At 46.3% G+C, this 18,900-nt stretch carries 20 protein-coding genes; 3 read left to right on the top strand and 17 right to left on the bottom strand.

The genetic code is table 11. The features are described 5' to 3' along the window. Positions 1-10 precede the first annotated feature (10 nt). The 16 genes from CVV30_03975 to CVV30_04050 all read right to left on the bottom strand — a co-directional run bounded on the left by CVV30_03975 (position 11) and on the right by CVV30_04050 (position 15,434). The gene (locus CVV30_03975; GenBank protein PKL70520.1) at positions 11-1,285 is read right to left on the bottom strand and encodes a hypothetical protein; all 1,275 of its coding nucleotides are present in this window, start codon (positions 1,283-1,285) and stop codon (positions 11-13) included. After that, entirely contained in the window at positions 1,263-1,676 is a 414-nt protein-coding gene (locus tag CVV30_03980) for a chemotaxis protein CheD (protein PKL70961.1), read from the bottom strand. Before CVV30_03980 ends, CVV30_03975 begins: the two co-directional genes overlap by 23 nt. 92 nt (positions 1,677-1,768) lie before the next feature. Next, positions 1,769-2,380, bottom strand: coding sequence for a chemotaxis protein CheC (locus tag CVV30_03985; GenBank protein PKL70521.1), 612 nt, complete (start codon positions 2,378-2,380; stop codon positions 1,769-1,771). Positions 2,381-2,389: 9 nt separating this feature from the next. Continuing rightward, positions 2,390-4,342: a chemotaxis protein CheA gene (locus CVV30_03990; GenBank protein ID PKL70522.1), complete on the bottom strand. Its 1,953-nt coding sequence runs from the start codon at positions 4,340-4,342 to the stop codon at positions 2,390-2,392. After that, positions 4,335-5,375, bottom strand: coding sequence for a chemotaxis response regulator protein-glutamate methylesterase (locus CVV30_03995; GenBank protein ID PKL70523.1), 1,041 nt, complete (start codon positions 5,373-5,375; stop codon positions 4,335-4,337). Before CVV30_03995 ends, CVV30_03990 begins: the two co-directional genes overlap by 8 nt. Before the next feature lie 2 nt (positions 5,376-5,377). Continuing rightward, positions 5,378-5,740: a two-component system response regulator gene (locus CVV30_04000; GenBank protein ID PKL70524.1), complete on the bottom strand. Its 363-nt coding sequence runs from the start codon at positions 5,738-5,740 to the stop codon at positions 5,378-5,380. 67 nt (positions 5,741-5,807) lie between these two features. Continuing rightward, positions 5,808-6,617 carry a hypothetical protein gene (locus tag CVV30_04005; protein ID PKL70525.1) on the bottom strand — a complete coding sequence of 270 codons (810 nt, stop codon included), beginning with the start codon at positions 6,615-6,617 and terminating at the stop codon, positions 5,808-5,810. A gap of 70 nt (positions 6,618-6,687) precedes the next feature. Next, complete coding sequence (locus tag CVV30_04010; GenBank protein PKL70526.1) at positions 6,688-7,905, bottom strand: hypothetical protein; 1,218 nt, start codon at positions 7,903-7,905, stop codon at positions 6,688-6,690. Positions 7,906-7,915: 10 nt separating this feature from the next. Continuing rightward, positions 7,916-9,541 (bottom strand): flagellar assembly protein FlaJ, encoded by a 1,626-nt coding sequence (locus tag CVV30_04015; GenBank protein ID PKL70527.1) that lies wholly within the window; start codon positions 9,539-9,541, stop codon positions 7,916-7,918. Position 9,542: 1 nt separating this feature from the next. Continuing rightward, positions 9,543-11,414 carry a secretion system protein E gene (locus tag CVV30_04020; protein ID PKL70528.1) on the bottom strand — a complete coding sequence of 624 codons (1,872 nt, stop codon included), beginning with the start codon at positions 11,412-11,414 and terminating at the stop codon, positions 9,543-9,545. 1 nt (position 11,415) lies between these two features. Beyond that, positions 11,416-12,147, bottom strand: a complete 732-nt coding sequence (locus tag CVV30_04025) for a flagellar accessory protein FlaH (GenBank protein PKL70529.1) — start codon at positions 12,145-12,147, stop codon at positions 11,416-11,418. Positions 12,148-12,172: 25 nt separating this feature from the next. Beyond that, positions 12,173-12,667: a hypothetical protein gene (locus tag CVV30_04030; protein ID PKL70530.1), complete on the bottom strand. Its 495-nt coding sequence runs from the start codon at positions 12,665-12,667 to the stop codon at positions 12,173-12,175. 5 nt (positions 12,668-12,672) lie between these two features. Further along, positions 12,673-13,170 carry a flagellin gene (locus tag CVV30_04035; GenBank protein ID PKL70531.1) on the bottom strand — a complete coding sequence of 166 codons (498 nt, stop codon included), beginning with the start codon at positions 13,168-13,170 and terminating at the stop codon, positions 12,673-12,675. A gap of 3 nt (positions 13,171-13,173) precedes the next feature. Continuing rightward, positions 13,174-14,121, bottom strand: coding sequence for a hypothetical protein (locus CVV30_04040; GenBank protein ID PKL70532.1), 948 nt, complete (start codon positions 14,119-14,121; stop codon positions 13,174-13,176). A 118-nt stretch (positions 14,122-14,239) separates the two neighbouring features. Continuing rightward, on the bottom strand, positions 14,240-14,842 hold the full coding sequence (locus CVV30_04045; protein ID PKL70962.1) for a flagellin: 603 nt from the start codon (positions 14,840-14,842) through the stop codon (positions 14,240-14,242). 13 nt (positions 14,843-14,855) lie between these two features. Further along, positions 14,856-15,434 (bottom strand): flagellin, encoded by a 579-nt coding sequence (locus tag CVV30_04050; GenBank protein ID PKL70533.1) that lies wholly within the window; start codon positions 15,432-15,434, stop codon positions 14,856-14,858. 261 nt (positions 15,435-15,695) lie between these two features. Between CVV30_04050 and CVV30_04055 the strand changes: the two genes are divergently transcribed. Beyond that, on the top strand, positions 15,696-16,529 hold the full coding sequence (locus CVV30_04055; GenBank protein ID PKL70534.1) for a hypothetical protein: 834 nt from the start codon (positions 15,696-15,698) through the stop codon (positions 16,527-16,529). A gap of 281 nt (positions 16,530-16,810) precedes the next feature. On the opposite strand, the gene CVV30_04060 is transcribed toward CVV30_04055, so the two are convergent. Continuing rightward, positions 16,811-17,188 carry a translation initiation factor IF-5A gene (locus CVV30_04060; protein PKL70535.1) on the bottom strand — a complete coding sequence of 126 codons (378 nt, stop codon included), beginning with the start codon at positions 17,186-17,188 and terminating at the stop codon, positions 16,811-16,813. 97 nt (positions 17,189-17,285) lie between these two features. Between CVV30_04060 and CVV30_04065 the strand changes: the two genes are divergently transcribed. Together CVV30_04065 and CVV30_04070 are read left to right on the top strand one after the other, a co-directional pair. Next, positions 17,286-18,062 carry a fructose-1,6-bisphosphatase gene (locus CVV30_04065; GenBank protein PKL70963.1) on the top strand — a complete coding sequence of 259 codons (777 nt, stop codon included), beginning with the start codon at positions 17,286-17,288 and terminating at the stop codon, positions 18,060-18,062. 7 nt (positions 18,063-18,069) lie between these two features. Continuing rightward, complete coding sequence (locus CVV30_04070; protein PKL70536.1) at positions 18,070-18,882, top strand: NAD(+) kinase; 813 nt, start codon at positions 18,070-18,072, stop codon at positions 18,880-18,882. Positions 18,883-18,900 lie beyond the last annotated feature (18 nt).

Consider the following 18,900-nt stretch of genomic DNA (forward strand, 5'->3'; position numbering starts at 1 on the left):
CATTAACCGTTCAGGAAAAGATATTCACACCAAATTTCTGCGCCACGGCACTAATGGCACGTGCTATTGGATCTGTAATCTGGGCAAAGATCCCCGTAATGGAGAATGAATCAGGAGGTGAACTGACGGTTGTAACTACGGTTGGACTGGGTTTATCGGGTGTGACCATAACAATGGGAATCAGTGACCCCATCGGTGTGACCATGGCTATCTGCACTATTTTTTCAGGATTTGTGTTATCGATATAATATCCAACATATCCCTGTGTGGCAAACCAGACCCGGTTTTTGATATCTACATTGATCGTTTTTACAATGTCCGATGTACCAATTCCTTCAAAACTGCTAATGTGACGGTATATTCCCCCTTCCCGCCAGATATATATTCCATCATCGGTCGCTATGTTGAGGTTCCCATCGGATCCAGCAGCAACATCATTGATGGTAATTTGTTCCTGTGTCAGATCACCCGTGGTCAGGATATGCTTGAAACCTGACACTGTGTCATAATGAATGATCTTTTCCGGGTTGAAGAAATAGACTCCACCCAACGGATCCCGCGTAACATGCTGCATCTGCCCGGCAGCAGAATCTTTGCCAGCCAGCATCTCAAAATGCACCGGATCGAGCTGAGATCTGATAATCCACAGGCCTTCTTTTTCGGTGGCAATCACCAGCGAATTGCTTCCGGTATCAATGACCATACTGTCGATCTCATAAAATCCCGGCCCCCCGTTGGTCATCGGCTGGAACCATGTCCATTCGCCATCGTGGTAACGGTGAATCCCTGCGTTGCCGGTTGCAATCCAGATGTTATCATCCCACCGCTGGAGATCACGGATCTGGGGATCTTTGAGGAGTTGCTGATCCCGGATTACCTGGTAGTAGACACCGTTATAAATCTGGATGCCGCCGGAATACCCGATCCAGAGGCGTCCCTGGTGATCATATTCAACAGCCGTGATAAAATCATCCATCAGTCCCTGAGATATATTATCACGGTTGATATGGCGTGTGCTCCATGTGCCATTGAAGGTGGATAAGCCATACGAGGTGGCTAATACAACATCACCATTCGGGTCATTAATCTGGTCCTTGATCTGGTCAGAATGGACCTGGTTCGATGAGGGGATGAACAATACAATCGTGTATGGCATTGTCTGGATACTGGTTGCCATCGAATCGCCAGGCAGGGCAGCATTATCCTGCGGCAGTGCATTCACCGGGAAAAAAAAGAGAAAAATGATAATAATTATTGCGAAGTCATAACTCGCTCGTAACGCCATCTGCTCTCCTTATCGAGACTTTACCGCCATTAGCGGGAAAAAAGGTGACTGAGCGTCCGACTTTTCCCCCAACATCCTCAGCAGACAACTTGATTCCCAGCTCTTTTAACACAGATCGGACTTTCTCTGTATTCCGTTGACCGATATTGAGATTAGTGCCGAAATATTCGAACATACATGCTCCCCCGGAAATTTTTGCAATAAGGGTACGTTTGTTGCAACCGATAGCATCCAGTTCTTTTAAGAGGAGGGGAATGGCAGTATCTGCATATTTTCCAGGACGATCCGTTCTCCCGCCACTTTCCGGTAGCATGATATGCACCATAGCACCTGTTTTACGCTGAGGGTCATACAGGGTCAGCCCGATACAGGAACCCAGCCCGATGGTCATCATGGGATAGGAACCTACCCGGTATTCACCAATACCAATCATCGCCGTTTGCGGTGTCTGTGTTGGTTGATCGGCCATTATGGTCACGTTATCTATGCACCTTTCATCATCTCTTCAAGGAGTTCAGTAATTCTTCTCAATGTACTAATCTCCGGCAACATGATGATATCGCTGTCAATCTTGTGTTCTTCACAGATAAGCTCTGTTGAGAAGAGTAAAACCTCATCCACTTCCTCGCCTAACTGAGCGATGAGCGACTCCATTGCAGCATGGGCCATATCAATACTGAGTGCGGGAGGGGAGGGGAGCATAATAAAACCAAGAAGTTCTGCTGTGGCATCAAGGAATGCAGAGACCATGATGTTACCTACTTCGAGAAGAGCACTCTGGTCCATCTCAGTAAATTCACGATCCATATCAGTCATTCCCAGCATGGTGTTTGTCAGTCGTATGGCAGATTCCTTGGTGATATAAAAAATAATATATCCGCCATGCTGGATCTCTCCCTGGAGTTCGAATACAACCATTGCGGCAGATTCCTCTCCAAGATAGTTTCCGAGTTCGGAAAGGTCAATAGTCTTTATTGCCGGGACGCTCATCGAGACGGTACTCGAGAGCATCTGTGATAGCGTTGTTGCCGCATGGGCTGCACCAATATTTCCCAGTTCCTGTATCGCATCTGCCTGTACTGCTGATAATTTCATCACATTCACCTACACCATAGTATTTACATCAAGCACCGGTACGACTTCACCGTCACCAAGAATGGTAATCCCGCTTATTCCCCGGGTATTACCGATTATGCTGCTTAATGGTTTTACTACTACTTCCTGCTTTCCTTCTACAAGGTCAACTGCAATACAGCACTTTCGTTTCAGGTACTGCACAACAATAAGGATCTCCCGTTCCTCCGATTCTCCCATCATATCTTCCAGTAAGAAGATCTCGAGCACTTCATCTCTTAAGAGAATCGCATCACTTTTTCCTATCCTGTGGGTTGAACCATTCTTGAAATTTGCAACTTCCACAATACTGCTGATAGGTATGGCAAGTCTCCGCTTGTTGATCCGTACGATCATGACATCGACAATGGCCATTGTGGGCGGGAGCAGTAATTCAAAACGACTGCCTTTACCCGGGGTTGTTTCTACGCGGATTGAACCTTTCAGGGCCTCAATGGATCGCTTTACCACATCAAGTCCCACGCCCCGTCCACTGATATCGGTTATTTTTTCGGCCGTGGAGAATCCCGGCTGGAACAGGAGATCAACAGCCTGGTCTGTGGTCAGCGTCGCCGCAATTTCCGGGGTAATCATCCCTTTCTCGACCGCTTTTGACTTGACCCTCTCAACATTGATTCCGCCCCCGTCATCAATCAGTTCGATAATGACATTATCCCGGTCGCGGTGAGCAGAGAGCTTGACAAATCCTTTGCGAGGCTTGCCGGCTTTTTCCCGGGTATCGGGGGATTCAATACCGTGATTCACCGCATTCCTGATTAAGTGGAGGAGGGGATCATTGAGCCCGTCCATAACGCTCCGGTCAAGCTCTGTCTCTCCACCATCCATAACAAATTCCACTTCTTTACCATCATACTGTGCAACATCGCGGACTACCCTTGGAAGGCGATTGAAAATATGATTCAGGGGAATCATGCGGATGATCATCATCAGGTTCTGGAGATCTGATACAGACCGCTCAACCATGCCTATTGCTTCATCCATCTCCTTGATCTTGTTCTGTTCGGCGATCTGTTTGAGGCGGCCGCGGTTAATGACAAGATCTTCAACAAGATTCATGATATGGTCGAGCTGGTTGATATCGACCCGGAGGTGTTTTATTTCCCGTGTTTTGTCCTGGCTTGCGGTCTGTTGCTTTTTATCAGATTCTGCTGATTTTGACTCATTGGATGCATCGGTTGAAGCAACCGGCTCTTCTTTTTCTGCCGGCAGAATTTCAACGGATGCAATATCTGTGCCGGTTGCAGCAGTTTTGAGAGCATCCTCGCCAACATCACTGGCAATTTTCAATACGAGAGAGCCATCGAATTTACCTTCATCAATATCATCGCGTGATGGATTTATTGACAGGATGGTTCCCAAAGATTCAAGGTTGCCGATTGCAAGCAGTGCCCGGATATCTTTCATGGCACAGTCTTCAGCAACTTTGATTGTAATGGAATAACGCGGGCGATCTGTATCATCGTCAATTTCCATTATTTTTACCGGAACTGCTTCATGGATGACTGCGGGTTTGGCCTTGTCACCTTTTGCTTTGGTATCATCCTGTGAAAGCCATAGTTTCAGGGCTTTTACCTGTTCATCAGGGTTGACAGAAGAAGAATCTCCTCCTCCTTCAACATCATCAAGCATCAGTTCGATGATATCAGAACTCGCAAGAAGGATATTGCTCAGTTCTGCGGTAATTACTGCGCTTCCGCTGCGGATGAGCTGGAATACATCCTCCATGGTGTGGCAGAGCCGCTCCATTTCGGAAAAACCCATGGATGCCGAGGCTCCTTTGAGTGTATGGATGGAACGGAATATTTCATCAATTGCAGTCTGGCTTCCGCCTTTTTCCAGGATTAACATGTTCTTTACAAGATTCTCGTGATTCTCACGGGATTCTGCAACGAACAAGCCACGGTATGCTTCAAATTCAGACATAGATGCCCTCCATTTCACGCACTACCTTTTCGATCTCTTTTGCAAGTTTTTTCAATGGCAGGATCTTGTCGGCAGCATCATGTTTGATAACAGATCGTGCCATGCCATAGACCAGGCAGTCTTTCTCATCACAGACAAGATTTTTCCCTCCTGCCTCTTTTATTGCAAGAGCCCCCGCCCCGGCATCATTTCCCATGCCGCTAAGAGTTACGGACACGATATTTTTTCCATATACCGTAACTGCAGACTCAAATGTTTTATCAACGGCCGGTCTGACTCCATGGAGCGGAGGTGAATTGGTGTGAATAATACGCCCGGTTTTTTTGTTGTTCTCAGATAATACTCCACTGACAACAGTGTGCACGCCCGCTTTTGAAAGAAGGATCCTCCCGGTCAGAATGGAATCCCCGGTTTCTGTCTCTTTGACCGGGATGGGGGAAATACGGTTAAATCGTTCTGCTAGGGGTGCAGTGAAGCCCGGGGGCATATGCTGGGTAACGATAATACCTGCCGGAAGATCTGCCGGGAGATCGGCAAGAAGTATATCGAGCATGGGAGGACCACCGGCGGATGACCCGATGAGAACCACCCGGTCTGCGGGTCCGGTGGCTGAAGAGATTTTCCTTGTTACTGCTTTGGAAGGCAGGGTGATGAGATGTTTGACTGCATTGATAAGTTCCTGCCCGATCTCCCGCACATGGGGGATATCTTTTGGCTTGAGCATAAAATCATCAGCCCCCAGCCGTATTGCCTGGTGAGTCAGATCAGCATCTTTTGACGTGAGCGTGCTCAGCATGAGTATTTTTGGACGCTTTGCTCGTTTTTGAAGTTCTTTTAAAACTTCAATTCCATTCATCACGGGCATCTCGATATCCAGAGTGATAACGTCCGGTGACAGGCTCTGGATCTTTTCTAATGCTTCAGCACCATTTGATGCAGTTCCCACTATTTCAATGGCCGGATCTTTTGTCAGCATATCCCTGATGATTGTCCGCATGAACACGGAATCATCTATGATAAGTACCTTAACCATAATCAGGACGCCAGTACGTTTTTGACTTCCTCCAGGACCTTGGGTGCCTGGAATGGTTTGACAATGTACCCTTTTGCACCACTTTTTATTGCAAGTTTGACCATCTGTTCCTGTCCTACAGCCGTGCACATGATGATCTTTGCTGCGGGATCAATTGCCTTGATGGCCTTTAATGCCTCGATTCCATTCATTTTAGGCATCACGACATCCATTGTGACGAGGTCTGGTTTCAATTCCTGATATTTTGCTACCGCTTCTTCGCCATCCCCTGCTTCACCGGCTATCGTATGTCCGCCAGAAAACAGAATATTCTTGATAAGGGTTCGCATGAAGAGCGTATCATCCACGATCAAAATCTTTCCCATTGACGATCAATTTACAGTTAGTGAGATCATTACTTAAAGAAGTATTGGTGATAAAAAAGGGGAAATTCTAATTTGTTTGAGATTTTGTGGCATCTGATATATATCTTACCCCTTTTGTCGTGAGCTGGACTTCTCTTCTTATGATAACTACTTCAGCCAGTCCCAGTTTTAAAATCTTATCATAAATCGAGTCGAGCTGCTTGTGGGGTATATTGAGCATATTCTCGATGGCATGGGAATCCATTCCCGAGTATATGAGCATGGCAACCTGCTGGTCAATTCCGTCCAGCTCGGTTCCTTTCATATCCATGCTTTTTGTTGTGTCTTTTAAGAAATTGTAGAGGACCTGCAGGGTAGACAGTGGGCAGAGTACAAGACTTGAGACCACTTCTGCTGATTCCAGATGGTCAATTCTTACCACATCGGTAGCTTTTCCCTGGACATCCCGTTTGGTGAGTTCGATCGCTGCCACATCCGATATGGGTACACAGATCTGTTTTGCTGCGCCAACAAACCAGATACCGCTCTTGACAACAACGACGCTCCCTTTTTCCCACTGCGCTTCTTTTATCATCACACCGCCACGGATAGCAGGAGACATAAAGTACGCCATGAGCCGGTATGCATTGCATGCCGGGAGAATATGGATTTTTAAAAACTGGAGGACTTTTTCAACGGAAAGTATCTTATATACTACTTCCGTGTCCGTTTTTACGGTAATAATGAGAATGTTTTTCTTTTCAGAAACGTCCGATACGGATTTAAAGAGGATCTCCTTGTTAATCGGAGCCGGAAGTATCATACGATCTTCGCCAACACTCATTTTGGCAACGATCCATTCCTTGTTGAACTCAATTTTTACTGGAACTTCTTTCATGAATCCTCGATAAAATTTTCCTTTATTGTATTATATGATATCCTGAATTATACGTGTGTAGTGATATGGTTTATTTTGTTCCCTCTTTCGGGGGGACTTCCTTTTTTTCAGTTTTCTGAATAGCACTCATTCTTGTGAACATGTCGGATAGTTCGCTCTCAACATCAGAAGCCGGGGCTTTGAAATCTTTTAATTCTCTGAGAAGGCTGAGATTTTTCTCGACTTTGACATGCTTGACGTCTGAAGCAAGCGAGCTTAAAAGATCTGCATCGCTCCCGCCACCCCCGGCAAATGCAGCCATATCGGATTGGGTCGATATCTGGTCTTCGAATTGAGATGCATCTTTTGGAGCATCCGATTTAATCCACTCTGTCTTGACCTCATCTTTGCCGGGTTCAGTAATGGTAACTGCTTTTACCGGAGCGTCAGCATCCGGAGTTTCCGGTGACTGTCCGGGTTCTTCCTGTCCGTCTTCATCAAGATCGACATCATCAAGGCTCAGGTTTTCAAGATCCCCAAAGTCGCTGTCAAGTGATTCAATGCTCCCAAGATCCCCAAATTCGTCAAGTCCCTCCGCATTGTCCTTAAGAATATCTCCCGCTACATCATCAACGTCAAGCGAGGGGAGCGGGATATCGGGTTCATTGGTCTCAAGAGACATTGTGTCCGGAATTGAAGCATCTGGACTGTCAGTAATTCCTGCAGTTGTTACCGGGGAGTCCTGATCATCGAGAGAGTCGAGCAGCCCCATATCGAATTCATCCTCAGAAAGCGAAAGGAAGGGATCCTGATCTTTTGTCATACCCCCTGCACCTCCGGATGGTAAAGGAACGGATGAGCCTCCACCATTTCCACCACTCGCGGATGCTGAACTTTTCACAACTTTTTCGCTGACTGTTTTGTCAAGCATCATGTTGATATCTTCTACCTTTTTCCCGCGTTTACTGCGTTCTTTGAGTAATGTTCCCAGCGATTTGATAGACGATACAAATGAAGTAATGTGGAAGCCTATGCCGGTTTTTTTATCCGGCTTTTTACCCGGTTGTTTTGCGGCAGTTTTTACTGGTTGCGCTTTATCTTTCTGCCCGGGTGTGGATTTCTTTTTCAGATTTCCCAGACCGGTTTTAATTTCTGCAATCGTAATTGCACCGAGAATGAGGAGGATTGCAAAGCCCACGATAAGCACAATGGGGATCATAACGATGATAGGGATATCGAAAAGGATCAGGATGGATCCGGTGATAACAATAACAGCAAACAGTATTGGACGGCGAAGACTATCTTTCATGGTGAATCTCTTATCCTCCCAAACCTTGCTTTGCCATATTCGCAAGTCCTTCCGGGCTGAAGAACAAACCGACACCGATGGGTGCCAGGAGCAACACGAGTCCGGTACATGAACAGAATATTGCTGTGTAGAAATAATACATATACCGATCCCCTCCTCCAACTATTCTTGCTGCAAGGATATTAGAAATGGTGATGATGGTGAGAATAATTACTACAAAGGTCATCATCTCCTTTTCCGGGAAGTTAGAAAGCAGGCTCATCCCGCCAAGTGCAGAACCTGACGACATACCGCCCACTCCTGATGATCCTGCGGCTGCTGCATTCGCTTCGAATTGTGCCATCATTTTTGCAACAGAGCCGGTCAGGACTACCATGATCTGGTAGAGTGCAACAAAAATTCCTATCATTGCGATATGCATGGGAATGAGCAGCACAAAAAAACTTTTTGCATGCATATCTTTCTTCTGCCTCAGGAGTGTCTGTTCAAGCACCGAAGATCCCACGACCGTACCAATGGGTTCCGGGGGACCCCCGAGCATGATTGTATCCAGGTAGATATTTAAGTATTTATAGATGAGATCGCTTCCTGATTCACCGATAAATTTATCCCAGATCTGTTTATCATCAAGTCCGAGATTCATCTTGGAATATACAGAATTTACCAGCGGTTCAAGCGCCGTGAGTGATTTTCGATCGATTGTTCCCAGTGCATATACTGCGGTGGTACCCTGCCCTCCCATGACCGCCCCGAGACTCCTGATAAATGTTGAAAAATCTGCATCACGAATCGTAATATTGGAATCATCAATATAGCCGATGATGCCAAGCGGTGCCATGAGAATTCCTACGAGAACAAAAATCAGTCCTGCGTGAATACCGAGCAGCACAAGGACGATAACTGCAACAATGGTGAGAGGGACAATAATCCTTTCCATGGCACGGATGGTCTCCTGTTCTTTCGATGCACGGGTTATCAGGCCATGGGATTTTGGATCATCGGGAACTGACGTATACATCAGCACATTGCCACTGACCGAGATGGCTAAGATGATACCATAGGCGATATTCAGTGTGCCTTGAATCCCTGCCGGAGCGTAAATGGCGATGGAGATCATCATAACCACCGCTATAACGGTACCTGAAAGGAGCATGGCGATATAGGCATCCCCCCATTTCTTGAGCATCTCGAGTCCCTGCTCGATCTGGCTCCGGTACACGGTTCGAACCGTAGATAGCTCATTTTTTAAGAAATCTTCATCCGGGACACCGGATTCAATGGCATTTGCATACCGGTTGAGCATGCTCTTGAGAATGATGTTATTTGTGCGTTCGGCAACAATGCTGAGCGATTCGGAATAACTAAAACCCCATTTCTTTGCAAGCGTATCCACTTTGGCGATGTATTTTGCAGAGATATACTCCGTGCGGTTGGCTGAGTAGGCAAAAATTTCCGGGCGGGTGGCACTGGCAAGTCCGAGAGATGCCATATAGGTCATCATAAAGAGCAGATCTGCTCCCATTTTTTTTGCTTCGGTAACAACAGCGATTTTTCCCTTTAGCTCTTCAAGTGTAGAAGCAAACGGGATCTCTCGCTTTGCCGGTGTATCCGATTTCTCTTGCTGGATATCAGCCATATCAGGAACCAATCTGCAGGAGTCCCTGTTTCTTGATCTTGGTCATCATGTGGAACAGGTCCCAGAACTTAGTATAACCGGCTTTATGCAGGCGTTCAAGAATTTTTGCCCGTTTTTCTACTTCAAGATATATTTCAGATTTTTTGCTGTCCGGCATACCCAGCATGGTGGCAATCTTGTTTTCAAGCAGGAACGAACTGCCTTTACCGCTCCAGGTAAAAGTATCGGTAACCGGTTCCCAGCTGAACATCTCGACAAATGTAAATCCCTGTGTTTCCGGGTTGAATCCCACCAGTTCATTACAGCTGATCATCCTGCGCACCAGTTGCCCGTCCGGGCGCTTGACGGCACTCTGGATGACTACAAGATTTAGGTTATCGACATAGGTCCGGGGAATGTTGATCGGGTCACCGCAGAGACGCTGGATAAGTTTTTCGACAGAGGCTGCGTGGAACGTGCTCATCACGGGGTGACCTGTCTGCATGGCACCAAACGCCACCGCTCCTTCCACTCCACGAATTTCACCAACAAGGATCTGGTTGGGCCGCTGACGGAGGGCGGCCTTGAGCAGGTCAAACATTGAAACTTCTCCACTGGCACCACCGCCTTCACCCTTTCCTTTGGCGAGTGCTACTTCCCGGATCCAGTTCCTGTGGGGCACATTCAGCTCTGGTGTATCTTCAATAGTAACAATCTTGTTTTCCGGGGGAATGAATGTCGTAATCGCATTCAGGAGTGTTGTTTTTCCACTTGCCGTTTCTCCGGAAACGAAAAGAGACATACCGTACTCCACGCATATCCAGAGGTAAGCTGCTGACAGGTAGTCGAGGCCATTGCTATCAATGATGTTGAGAATGGAAAGCGGAACTTCGTTCACTTTACGGATAGTGAAGTTGCTCCCATGTCTGCTGATCGCGGTGCCGTATACGATGTTGATACGCGATCCGTCAAGCAGGGTGGCATCGATGACCGGGTTGCGGTACGTGATCGGACGCTTGATCCGCTCTGCCATCTTGACAACAAACTCATCAAGCTCGCTCGAGACTTTGAATTCAATAACTGATTTGAGTCCTTTGAAAATCTTGTGTTCAATAAATATGGGTCCGATACCATCACAGGAAATATCTTCGATATAGGAGTCGGAGAGGAACGGTTTGAGTATCCCCATATCAACCTTGTCCCGGATGAGCAGGTACTCGATAGCCCGGTACTCCTCATTCGTAAGGATTACCTTGCCATCGGGTGTGAGGGGGACCTGATGCTTCTTTTTGACATTCTTCATCTTGTCTTTTGCCGAGAAGTCTGTCTTTAAAAAAGTCGTGATCTTGGATTTCATATCCTGCTGTTGTCCCCCGCTACTACCGGTAAACTGTGCAAGATCAACGTTTTTGGGTCGGATCACTGCTACAATTGCAAGCATTCGTTTAATGACTTCTGCACGTTCCTTGTCACTGATGGGATCTTCATCCAGGCCATCAATCAGGTCAATAAGTTTGGTCTCAATAACCGGCAGCATCGCACCGACATTGTGGAGGAATGACGGCTCAATAGGAATATAATAATTCCTGACATCATCAGGATCGGGAAGAATGTGGATAAATGTGGTCTCATTGACCGGATAAATGATATTGGGGCTCTCCATCTTGCGGAGATCTTTTTTCAATTCTGACAAAAAGAGCGGAATGCCATATGTGTTTACCGGAAATGTATGGAGGTATTCGAGCAGGTGTGGGCTTGCTTTCACATATTCCTTGGCATTCGCCGGGAGCATTTTGTACAGCGGGCTCGATTCGATATCATTGTAAAAATCAACATTGGAATCAACTACTTCGGGTTTATAGGGAAGATTGACTGCGATTGATGGCGTGCCCATATCAGACTCTCGCAAAGCTCATGGGGATAACTTTCATCCCGTAACCCGGATGGACTTCAAAACTGACAAGGTTACCAGTGGTTTTTCTTGCACCGCGTACCTTGTTTACTTCCATTACCATCACATACTTGTCCCCGACAAGGGCTTTTTTCATGTTCAGGTGAGCATCAGCGATTGATCGTATTCGTACAAGGGTATCTTCTTCAAAGGCGTAGGTATGGAGTGTCACAAGAATTGTCTTGCCGTGATCAACGAGTGATTTGCAGCTGGTAAAGAAGGTAAGGATGGCATCAGTCTCTGCATATTCGGTAAATAAGGTTAATGAATCAACGATTACAACCTGTGATTTACTTGTCTGGATATGCTTGATGAGATGTGCAAGAATACCGGTCATCTCTTCTTTTTTCCATTCAAATCCGACAACGTGAAGGGGGAAGACCTTGATGTAGCCCCAGGCGAAATACTCGGATATATCGAGGCTCATCGACTCCATCTGTTTGATAAAACTCTTGGTGGTACTCTCTGTAGTGAAGAGATCAACCGACAATCCCTGCTTCATTGCGCCCCAGATGATCTGCTGGGTCAACACACTTTTCCCGGTATCATTTTCTCCTTCAATCAGGGTGAGCGATTCAAGCGGTAGACCATCGGCTATCTTTTTATCGAGTTCACTGTTGCCGGTAGAGAGGATATGCTTATCTTCTCCCCCCATCAGGTCAGAAATGTGTGCCATTTAACGATCTCCTCAAGTATTTTAATCATATATATGCTGAATCAGACACGCCATTGCTGGTGACAACCTGACACCAGCCGGGAGTCGTGCCAGTTGGAGATGTTGCCATTATCCACATCTTTTCATCCGGGTCCAGTTGGTTGGGATGTATTGCATCAGGAACAATCCCCTTATCGCTGGGTATACACCATGTCCCTTCAATACCGCATGCAGTATTGTAAGTCAGGTGCCAGTATCCAGTTGAACCCCCAACCAAACTGGTAAAAATATCCATATGGGTTTTATCACTAATTATCTCGGATCCCGTGTTGGTGATACTGATATTGAGGATGTTGCTATCTTTATTCTTATCGGTGATTACTAAGCTGGTCCTCATTCGCTCCTCATTTTGCAGGGTGAGATCTTTTTGTGCGGTTGAGACAACTTCAGCTGCAGTAAGTACACTACCTACAAGCATGTAAGCCACCACCACCAGCAGCATCACTCCGATTGCTGCTCCAATAATCTCTGCAACAGCCATAGTAATCAGCTCACGGTAAATTCATTCGAACGCCATATTCCGTTTGGCAGGACAAACTGGAAGTACACAATGTCACCCGTTGATGGCATTGTAGGGGGTTGTGCAATTACCTCAAGTGTTTCACCAGGATCCCAATAGTTATTTGGAGGAACATTGAGATCACTCAGTAATTCAGTCCAGTAACCAACGGGTGGCCAGTCATTAACATAGGTAAGCCGGCCAAAATTACCTACCGGTCCACAAAAAACATCGGATCGCTGAATATCTGTATAGGTAATTCTCTGGCTTCCGATATTTTTCATCCACACTGTAGCATGTGTACTGTTTGCAAAGGTAGCAACAATCTTAAAATCAGTACGGAGGCGCTGATCCGATTCATGCGTTGAGGATTGGAATGTTCCTGCCATGTTATAGACTACCGGAAAAATGGCATTGATCAATACACCGGCCGCAATGACTGCGGTAATCAAAAACATGGCAGTGGTGAATGTCTCGGCAGACATTGATTATATCCTGTCGGGAAGGTTCATCCAGTCGTCATCTTTTTCTTTGCTGTTTGAAGGGGAAGAGCGCTCCCTCATCGAAACACTTGCTATATCTATTCTTCCTTCGCCGGATTTTTCTTTAGCTGGAGGATCCTGCTGGCGCTGCTCCATCATAACTTCTATCATATCCCGGTCAAGGGATGTATCCGTCGGCGCAAGGATGCGGTTGAGTGCATAGAGCTCAGCAACGAACTCATCTGGCCCTACTTCGTGCTCCTCACCAAGATTTGCCGGCATAAGGCGGGAGATCTCGCGAATTTCATCACAGGAATCTTTGGTGATATATCCCATTGCCTGGTAGGATCCCAACATGATCTCGAGACGGTCATGCCCGTACTTTTTTACCGACTGGTGCGTCCATTTAAAGAGTTTATACACTTTCTGGAGCCGGAGTTTTTCTGTTGCGGGAACTGCAGGAGGTTGTGCTGTTTTTGGAAGATGACCTGATGGTGGTGGAACATTGATCTGGTTCCGTAAGGCAGCGAGCATTTGTTCATCCAGCATCTTCCGTTCTGCCTCCTGTTGAGTCATTACCGGAGGTGATTTTTCCGGCTCTTTTTCTTTAAGTTGCTCTGTTTTTAACTTTTCTGCTTCATCTTTTGATTTGGTTGCATCAATCTGCGATTCACGGGCATCCAGAGCAGCTTCCCGTGCCTCAAGGGCAGATTGTTTTGCTTCTTCTGCATCAGAATCTGTAGAAGACGGTAAAGTAATTCCCCCACCCGTTGCCGGGGCAAGCGTGAACGGGTTTTCAAGTTCATTCATCCGTTCGCGGATATCCATAAGGAGACGTTTGATGGAGGTCTTTATCAGGTCGACTTCACGCTCGAGGTTCTGGAGCTTGACCTCGGGGTCATCTTCAGATGCGGCAGTGATGATATGGTCTACCTGTGACTGGTTTACCGCCATGATATATGAATATAGTACAATCACAGTAAATATAATTTGTGATAAGAATGGGACGAGGATGATTCTTTTACAATCATTTGAGAAATGATTTCAGGTTAATTGAGAGAAAAAAAAGAGATTAGTATACTGCCTGAACCTTAGTAATTGAACCAGGTACCGTTCTTGTGACCGGCAGAACTGCTCCAATTGCAGGCTGGAAATTAACAGAAATCTTTGTGTTTGGCGTTGCCGTTATTGGCATTCCAACAATGAGGATCATCTGCTCATTGGGGTCAAGTACATTATTTTCAACACCATTTTGGCTGTAGAGTTTTTCGCCAATACACCATGACAACTGTGCTCCTCCGCCATTGACTGCATCACCGCAGGATTCTGAGAATTGCACACTTGAATTATAGCCCCCGTTATTATCCCGGTAGGATACCACCATCTGGGACAAGTCCATGCCGGTACCTCCAGCAGTGAGAGCAACCGTTACGTTCATGGAAGTTAGATTGGCTGCACCAGATGCTGGAGCAAGTCCATACACATTTCCCACCAGCTCCATACTTGAGCTTGCCTGCTGCACACCCGTGTGGACGGTTGCCTGGGCCGTCTGGGATGTGAAGAATCCTGCGCCAAGTACCACGTACGAGAAGACTGCCGCAACGACCACGAATGCGATCAGCACAATGGCGGCTTCAAGTCCGGTGAATGCATCATCTGAATAAAGATTTTTCATTTTTTCACCCTCCTTAAAATACCTCATAATAGGTACCGGCAGTCATCCCTAATGGCATTGTTCTTGATATCGGCAGTGCTGCGCCAATAGAGGGTTTTACCTCAACAATAAACTTGTCATTGACCGTCAGCTGATCACTTGTCCAAACCCCGTCAGATGCAGCGGCAAGAGGGATCGTAACAAATGCCATCTCGCGTGGTTCAAGGGAATTCCCGGTAGTTACCTCGTTGAGAATCTCGAGAGTTACTTGACCGGCAGAATATGTTGAAACCCGGTTAGCCGTGGAAACAGTGTAAGAAATTGTACCCATATCAACCGGAGCACCCCCGGCAGCGAGCTGAAGGTAGAATGACACATTGTCTGCTGTGAGGCCGCCAGTTGCTGCCCGAACTGTTACCGGCCCCGAAGGTTCAAGTGCCGAGGTTGCCTGCTGTACACCCGTGTGCACTGACTCCTGTGCCTTCTGGGTTGTAAAGAACCCGGCACCGAGTACCACGTACGAGAACACCGCTGCTACGACAACGAATGCGATAAGCACAATCGCTGCCTCAAGACCGGTGAACCCTTCATCATTATGTTTCAAGGAATTCATCTTTTCACCTTTTTCTTTGTGGATACTGAATATCGCAGCATCCTTATTTCATAGGATGATGTCATTGTATTTATATTTAGGCCAAAATCCGGAATCAAAAAACAGTCATAATCAGTTTTTTTGAAAAATTGCATATGATATTGCCAAAATTCAGTAGGTTAATAGTCGTTAAATCGTCGGATAGTATTCACTTTCGTTTCCTGCAATTTGTATATTGAATGAATATTTATCTGCTCGCAATCAACAGTATAAATCAGAAAAATGGATAAAAAAGATATTATGTACATGGCAGGCGCGCTCTGCATAATACTGATCATAGCTTTAGTTATAAAACCCATCATGACCGGGCAACCTGTTAATACCGGCATTGTAACAGCCACGCCACAACCTACCGAAATATCTGTTACCCTCCAAACTGCAAATATTTCCCATAAGATTGTCACGGTCATTACAACAATTCCAGTACCTACTTCTACTCCAACACCGGTTCCAACCTGGGACAAAAACGTCTCATCGGTTGTATTTGTCAATCCTTCAACCTATGGTGTCTCTTTTAACCAGTCCCTTCCCGGGGGTACCCGGATTGACAGCATCACCCAGAATAAAAGTATGACCACTATTGCAAAAATATCCGGGCAATACAGCGGTACAACCGAGATCATGAATATCCCCTTCCCTTACTGGGAAATGTGGTACACGGTTGATCCCTTTACGGATATGGGAGGAAAAGAACAATCCCTTAGTTCATCATCGGTAACAGGCTCAAAACAAAGCGGGGAAAAGAGCATTGGAAGCGCCCAGGTAATCCAAGGATCGTTTTCTGTAATGATTCCTTCCTTTACTGTTCAGGTGATGGATGGGGATGATCCAAACCGGATTATCCGGACCATCACACCTCCCGGGGGACTTGATAAAGCCCTTTGGAAGGGAAAATCGGTTGAGAGTGATTATTCCGGTTCAGTAAATATCCCAGATCCCAGACCCTGGAAAGAAAAATTTTTTGAGGGTAACAGAAATTATTTCTTCATTATTAATACGCATGCAATTAATTCCTATGGAATTGAGATACGGGTTCCATCTGAATATATCAAATAATTACCTTATTTTTTGGTTATTCTGAAATTCTAGTTTCTCCAAAAATGCTCTAAATTTCACTATCTGTTATGAGTGTTATCCTTTTTTTCAATAAAGAGAATGCAACCCGTGCGGACACTCGCTTGACTTTATTTTTCATTAGAATCTATCCCCAAGGAAATACCCCTGGAGTGGTATGTGCAAAGATCAAGGCTTTCTAATAGCATCAAGAACTTAGAGAAATATTACAGGGCCATTTTTTGATTATTTGTTTTTCGGCCAAAGTAAAACACTAAAAAAAATTAATCAAATTTTTTCTTGCCCATCGATTCGATATACATATACTCTTTTCCAACTTCGATGGTTCCTTTCTTTTCATCCGGAATCGGAATTTCAAAGTTGGTGAAGTCTTTCATATCCATCAGTTGCGCGGTGGTTCCGGCTATAGAGAGAATCTGTCCGCTCTTTCGCTCAACAACCGGCACATACGTCTTTGCCGATACCGGCTGTACAATTGAACGCTTGACGCCATCAAAAAGGCCCATTGCATCGATACGAGCTTTTGCTGCACCATGTTTTCCTGGCTTGGATGTTGCAATACTCAGCACCCTGCAGGGTTCATCCTCAATGACAATATACCGTCCTTCCTTGATCTTTCCGATTTCTGTCTGTTCTTTCATCTCGTTCACATCTCTTTTTTGAAATTTAATAATCGCGGTAGTAATTTATCACCATAGCATTACATAAATACAGCGTAGAAAAACGGGAAATATGGTCATGGAGTTCCTGTCAGCATGCAACCAGATGGCAGATGAGGTCGAAGAGAGTATCCGTGATCTCGTAGGGACACCCGAAGGCGGCAAAACTCTCCGGATGGGTGCAGATCTTACTCCTACCAAGGTAATTGACCAGGTTGCAGAGGATTGTGTTCTGCACTATTTGACAGAAAATCCCCTGTGCAGTCTCCTTATCAGTGAAGAAGCGGGAAAAGTCGAATTTAAAGGAGAGCGGGGAACAATTTTTCTCGATCCTGTTGATGGGACTTTCAACGCCATAGCGGGAATACCCTTTTTCGCGCTTTCCATTGCGTATGCAGAAAAAGGAGAAATCCAAAAGGCATTTGTTCGAAATCTGTCCAGTGGTGAAACTTTTACGGCGATACGGGGAAAATTTGCACGGTGCAATAACAAACCGATACAGGTATCGGATGTTACGAATCTTGATGAATGTGCAATGAGCATTTACGGGCGGAAATTTGACCCGACGCGCGTAATGCAGCTGGGACAAAAAATCCGCCGCTGGCGCCTGTTGGGAGCCTCTGCATTAGAGCTCTGCTATGTCGGCTGTGGCAGGATAGATGGTTTTATTGATCTGCGTAATACCCTCCGGGTCACCGATGCTGCAGCGGGTATGCTTGTCTGTTCTGAAGCCGGAGGCAAGGTATCGGATCTCAACGGGGATCCGATACAGTTCCCGGATGAAGTGACTATCGGGCGGTGTATTGTTGCTACCAACAGGGCATTACACCATAAAGTGATCGAATATCTTCGGTGATTTTACGATGCGTCTGTTACTTGTTTCACGAATCGATAATCCGGATGCAATTGCCTATTCCCGGAAGGTTAAGGAGATCCTGGAACAGGATGGAGTTGAGGTGCATTTCGATGATGATACTGCGGCAATCCTTGGTGAAACCGGGTTACCGCTGGCTGACACCACTGCCGATGCGGTTGTGATTGTCGGCGGGGATGGCACGATCCTCCGCGCAATCCAGCTGATGCAGCACCCGGTTCCGGTAATCGGCATTAACCGTGGGGAGGTAGGATTTCTGGCCGACCTCGATCCGGCTGAAGCGATCGATTTTGTCAGGACCCTTCCCCGGGGTTTTTCCGTTGAAGAACGGATGCGGATCACTCTGGCAAAAGACGGTATTATTCTGGGCACCGCTCTCAACGAAGCATTGATCGTAACAACACGTCCGGCAAAGATGCTGCGATTTTCGATAATAGTGGATGGCATTATTACCGAGCAGTTCCGTGCAGACGGCCTCCTCATCAGCACCCCGACGGGTTCCACGGCATATGCCATGAGTGCCGGCGGGCCTATTGTAGATCCGAGAATTCATGGTTTTATCCTGGTCCCGCTTGCACCCTATCTCCTCTCATCCCGCCCTCATATCATCAGCAGCAACCGGCGCCTTGAAGTGAGGCTTGAGAGCACCAAACCGGCGAATCTAGTTATTGACGGCCAGCAGACCATCGAGCTGGGTACTTCTATGACTCTCGAGGTAAAACCAGCCAAGCATCCTGCCCTGTTTGTGGATACCGGGCGGAATTTCTTTGAAAAAGTGGACAGCAAATTACGAAAACTCTGATCCTTTTTTTTTACCGTT

Source organism: Methanomicrobiales archaeon HGW-Methanomicrobiales-1, assembly GCA_002839675.1.
Taxonomy (GTDB): Archaea; Halobacteriota; Methanomicrobia; order Methanomicrobiales; family Methanospirillaceae; genus Methanoregula.

Excerpts from the sequence above, each read along its gene's own strand:
- CVV30_03975 (PKL70520.1), bottom strand. The coding sequence starts at position 1,285 with ATGGCGTTACGAGCGAGTTATGACTTCGCAATAATTATTATCATTTTT.
- CVV30_03980 (PKL70961.1), bottom strand. The coding sequence starts at position 1,676 with ATGACCATCGGGCTGGGTTCCTGTATCGGGCTGACCCTGTATGACCCT.
- CVV30_03985 (PKL70521.1), bottom strand. The coding sequence starts at position 2,380 with ATGAAATTATCAGCAGTACAGGCAGATGCGATACAGGAACTGGGAAAT.
- CVV30_03990 (PKL70522.1), bottom strand. The coding sequence starts at position 4,342 with ATGTCTGAATTTGAAGCATACCGTGGCTTGTTCGTTGCAGAATCCCGT.
- CVV30_03995 (PKL70523.1), bottom strand. The coding sequence starts at position 5,375 with ATGGTTAAGGTACTTATCATAGATGATTCCGTGTTCATGCGGACAATC.
- CVV30_04000 (PKL70524.1), bottom strand. The coding sequence starts at position 5,740 with ATGGGAAAGATTTTGATCGTGGATGATACGCTCTTCATGCGAACCCTT.
- CVV30_04005 (PKL70525.1), bottom strand. The coding sequence starts at position 6,617 with ATGAAAGAAGTTCCAGTAAAAATTGAGTTCAACAAGGAATGGATCGTT.
- CVV30_04010 (PKL70526.1), bottom strand. The coding sequence starts at position 7,905 with ATGAAAGATAGTCTTCGCCGTCCAATACTGTTTGCTGTTATTGTTATC.
- CVV30_04015 (PKL70527.1), bottom strand. The coding sequence starts at position 9,541 with ATGGCTGATATCCAGCAAGAGAAATCGGATACACCGGCAAAGCGAGAG.
- CVV30_04020 (PKL70528.1), bottom strand. The coding sequence starts at position 11,414 with ATGGGCACGCCATCAATCGCAGTCAATCTTCCCTATAAACCCGAAGTA.
- CVV30_04025 (PKL70529.1), bottom strand. The coding sequence starts at position 12,147 with ATGGCACACATTTCTGACCTGATGGGGGGAGAAGATAAGCATATCCTC.
- CVV30_04030 (PKL70530.1), bottom strand. The coding sequence starts at position 12,667 with ATGGCTGTTGCAGAGATTATTGGAGCAGCAATCGGAGTGATGCTGCTG.
- CVV30_04035 (PKL70531.1), bottom strand. The coding sequence starts at position 13,170 with ATGTCTGCCGAGACATTCACCACTGCCATGTTTTTGATTACCGCAGTC.
- CVV30_04040 (PKL70532.1), bottom strand. The coding sequence starts at position 14,121 with ATGGCGGTAAACCAGTCACAGGTAGACCATATCATCACTGCCGCATCT.
- CVV30_04045 (PKL70962.1), bottom strand. The coding sequence starts at position 14,842 with ATGAAAAATCTTTATTCAGATGATGCATTCACCGGACTTGAAGCCGCC.
- CVV30_04050 (PKL70533.1), bottom strand. The coding sequence starts at position 15,434 with ATGAATTCCTTGAAACATAATGATGAAGGGTTCACCGGTCTTGAGGCA.
- CVV30_04055 (PKL70534.1), top strand. The coding sequence starts at position 15,696 with ATGGATAAAAAAGATATTATGTACATGGCAGGCGCGCTCTGCATAATA.
- CVV30_04060 (PKL70535.1), bottom strand. The coding sequence starts at position 17,188 with ATGAAAGAACAGACAGAAATCGGAAAGATCAAGGAAGGACGGTATATT.
- CVV30_04065 (PKL70963.1), top strand. The coding sequence starts at position 17,286 with ATGGAGTTCCTGTCAGCATGCAACCAGATGGCAGATGAGGTCGAAGAG.
- CVV30_04070 (PKL70536.1), top strand. The coding sequence starts at position 18,070 with ATGCGTCTGTTACTTGTTTCACGAATCGATAATCCGGATGCAATTGCC.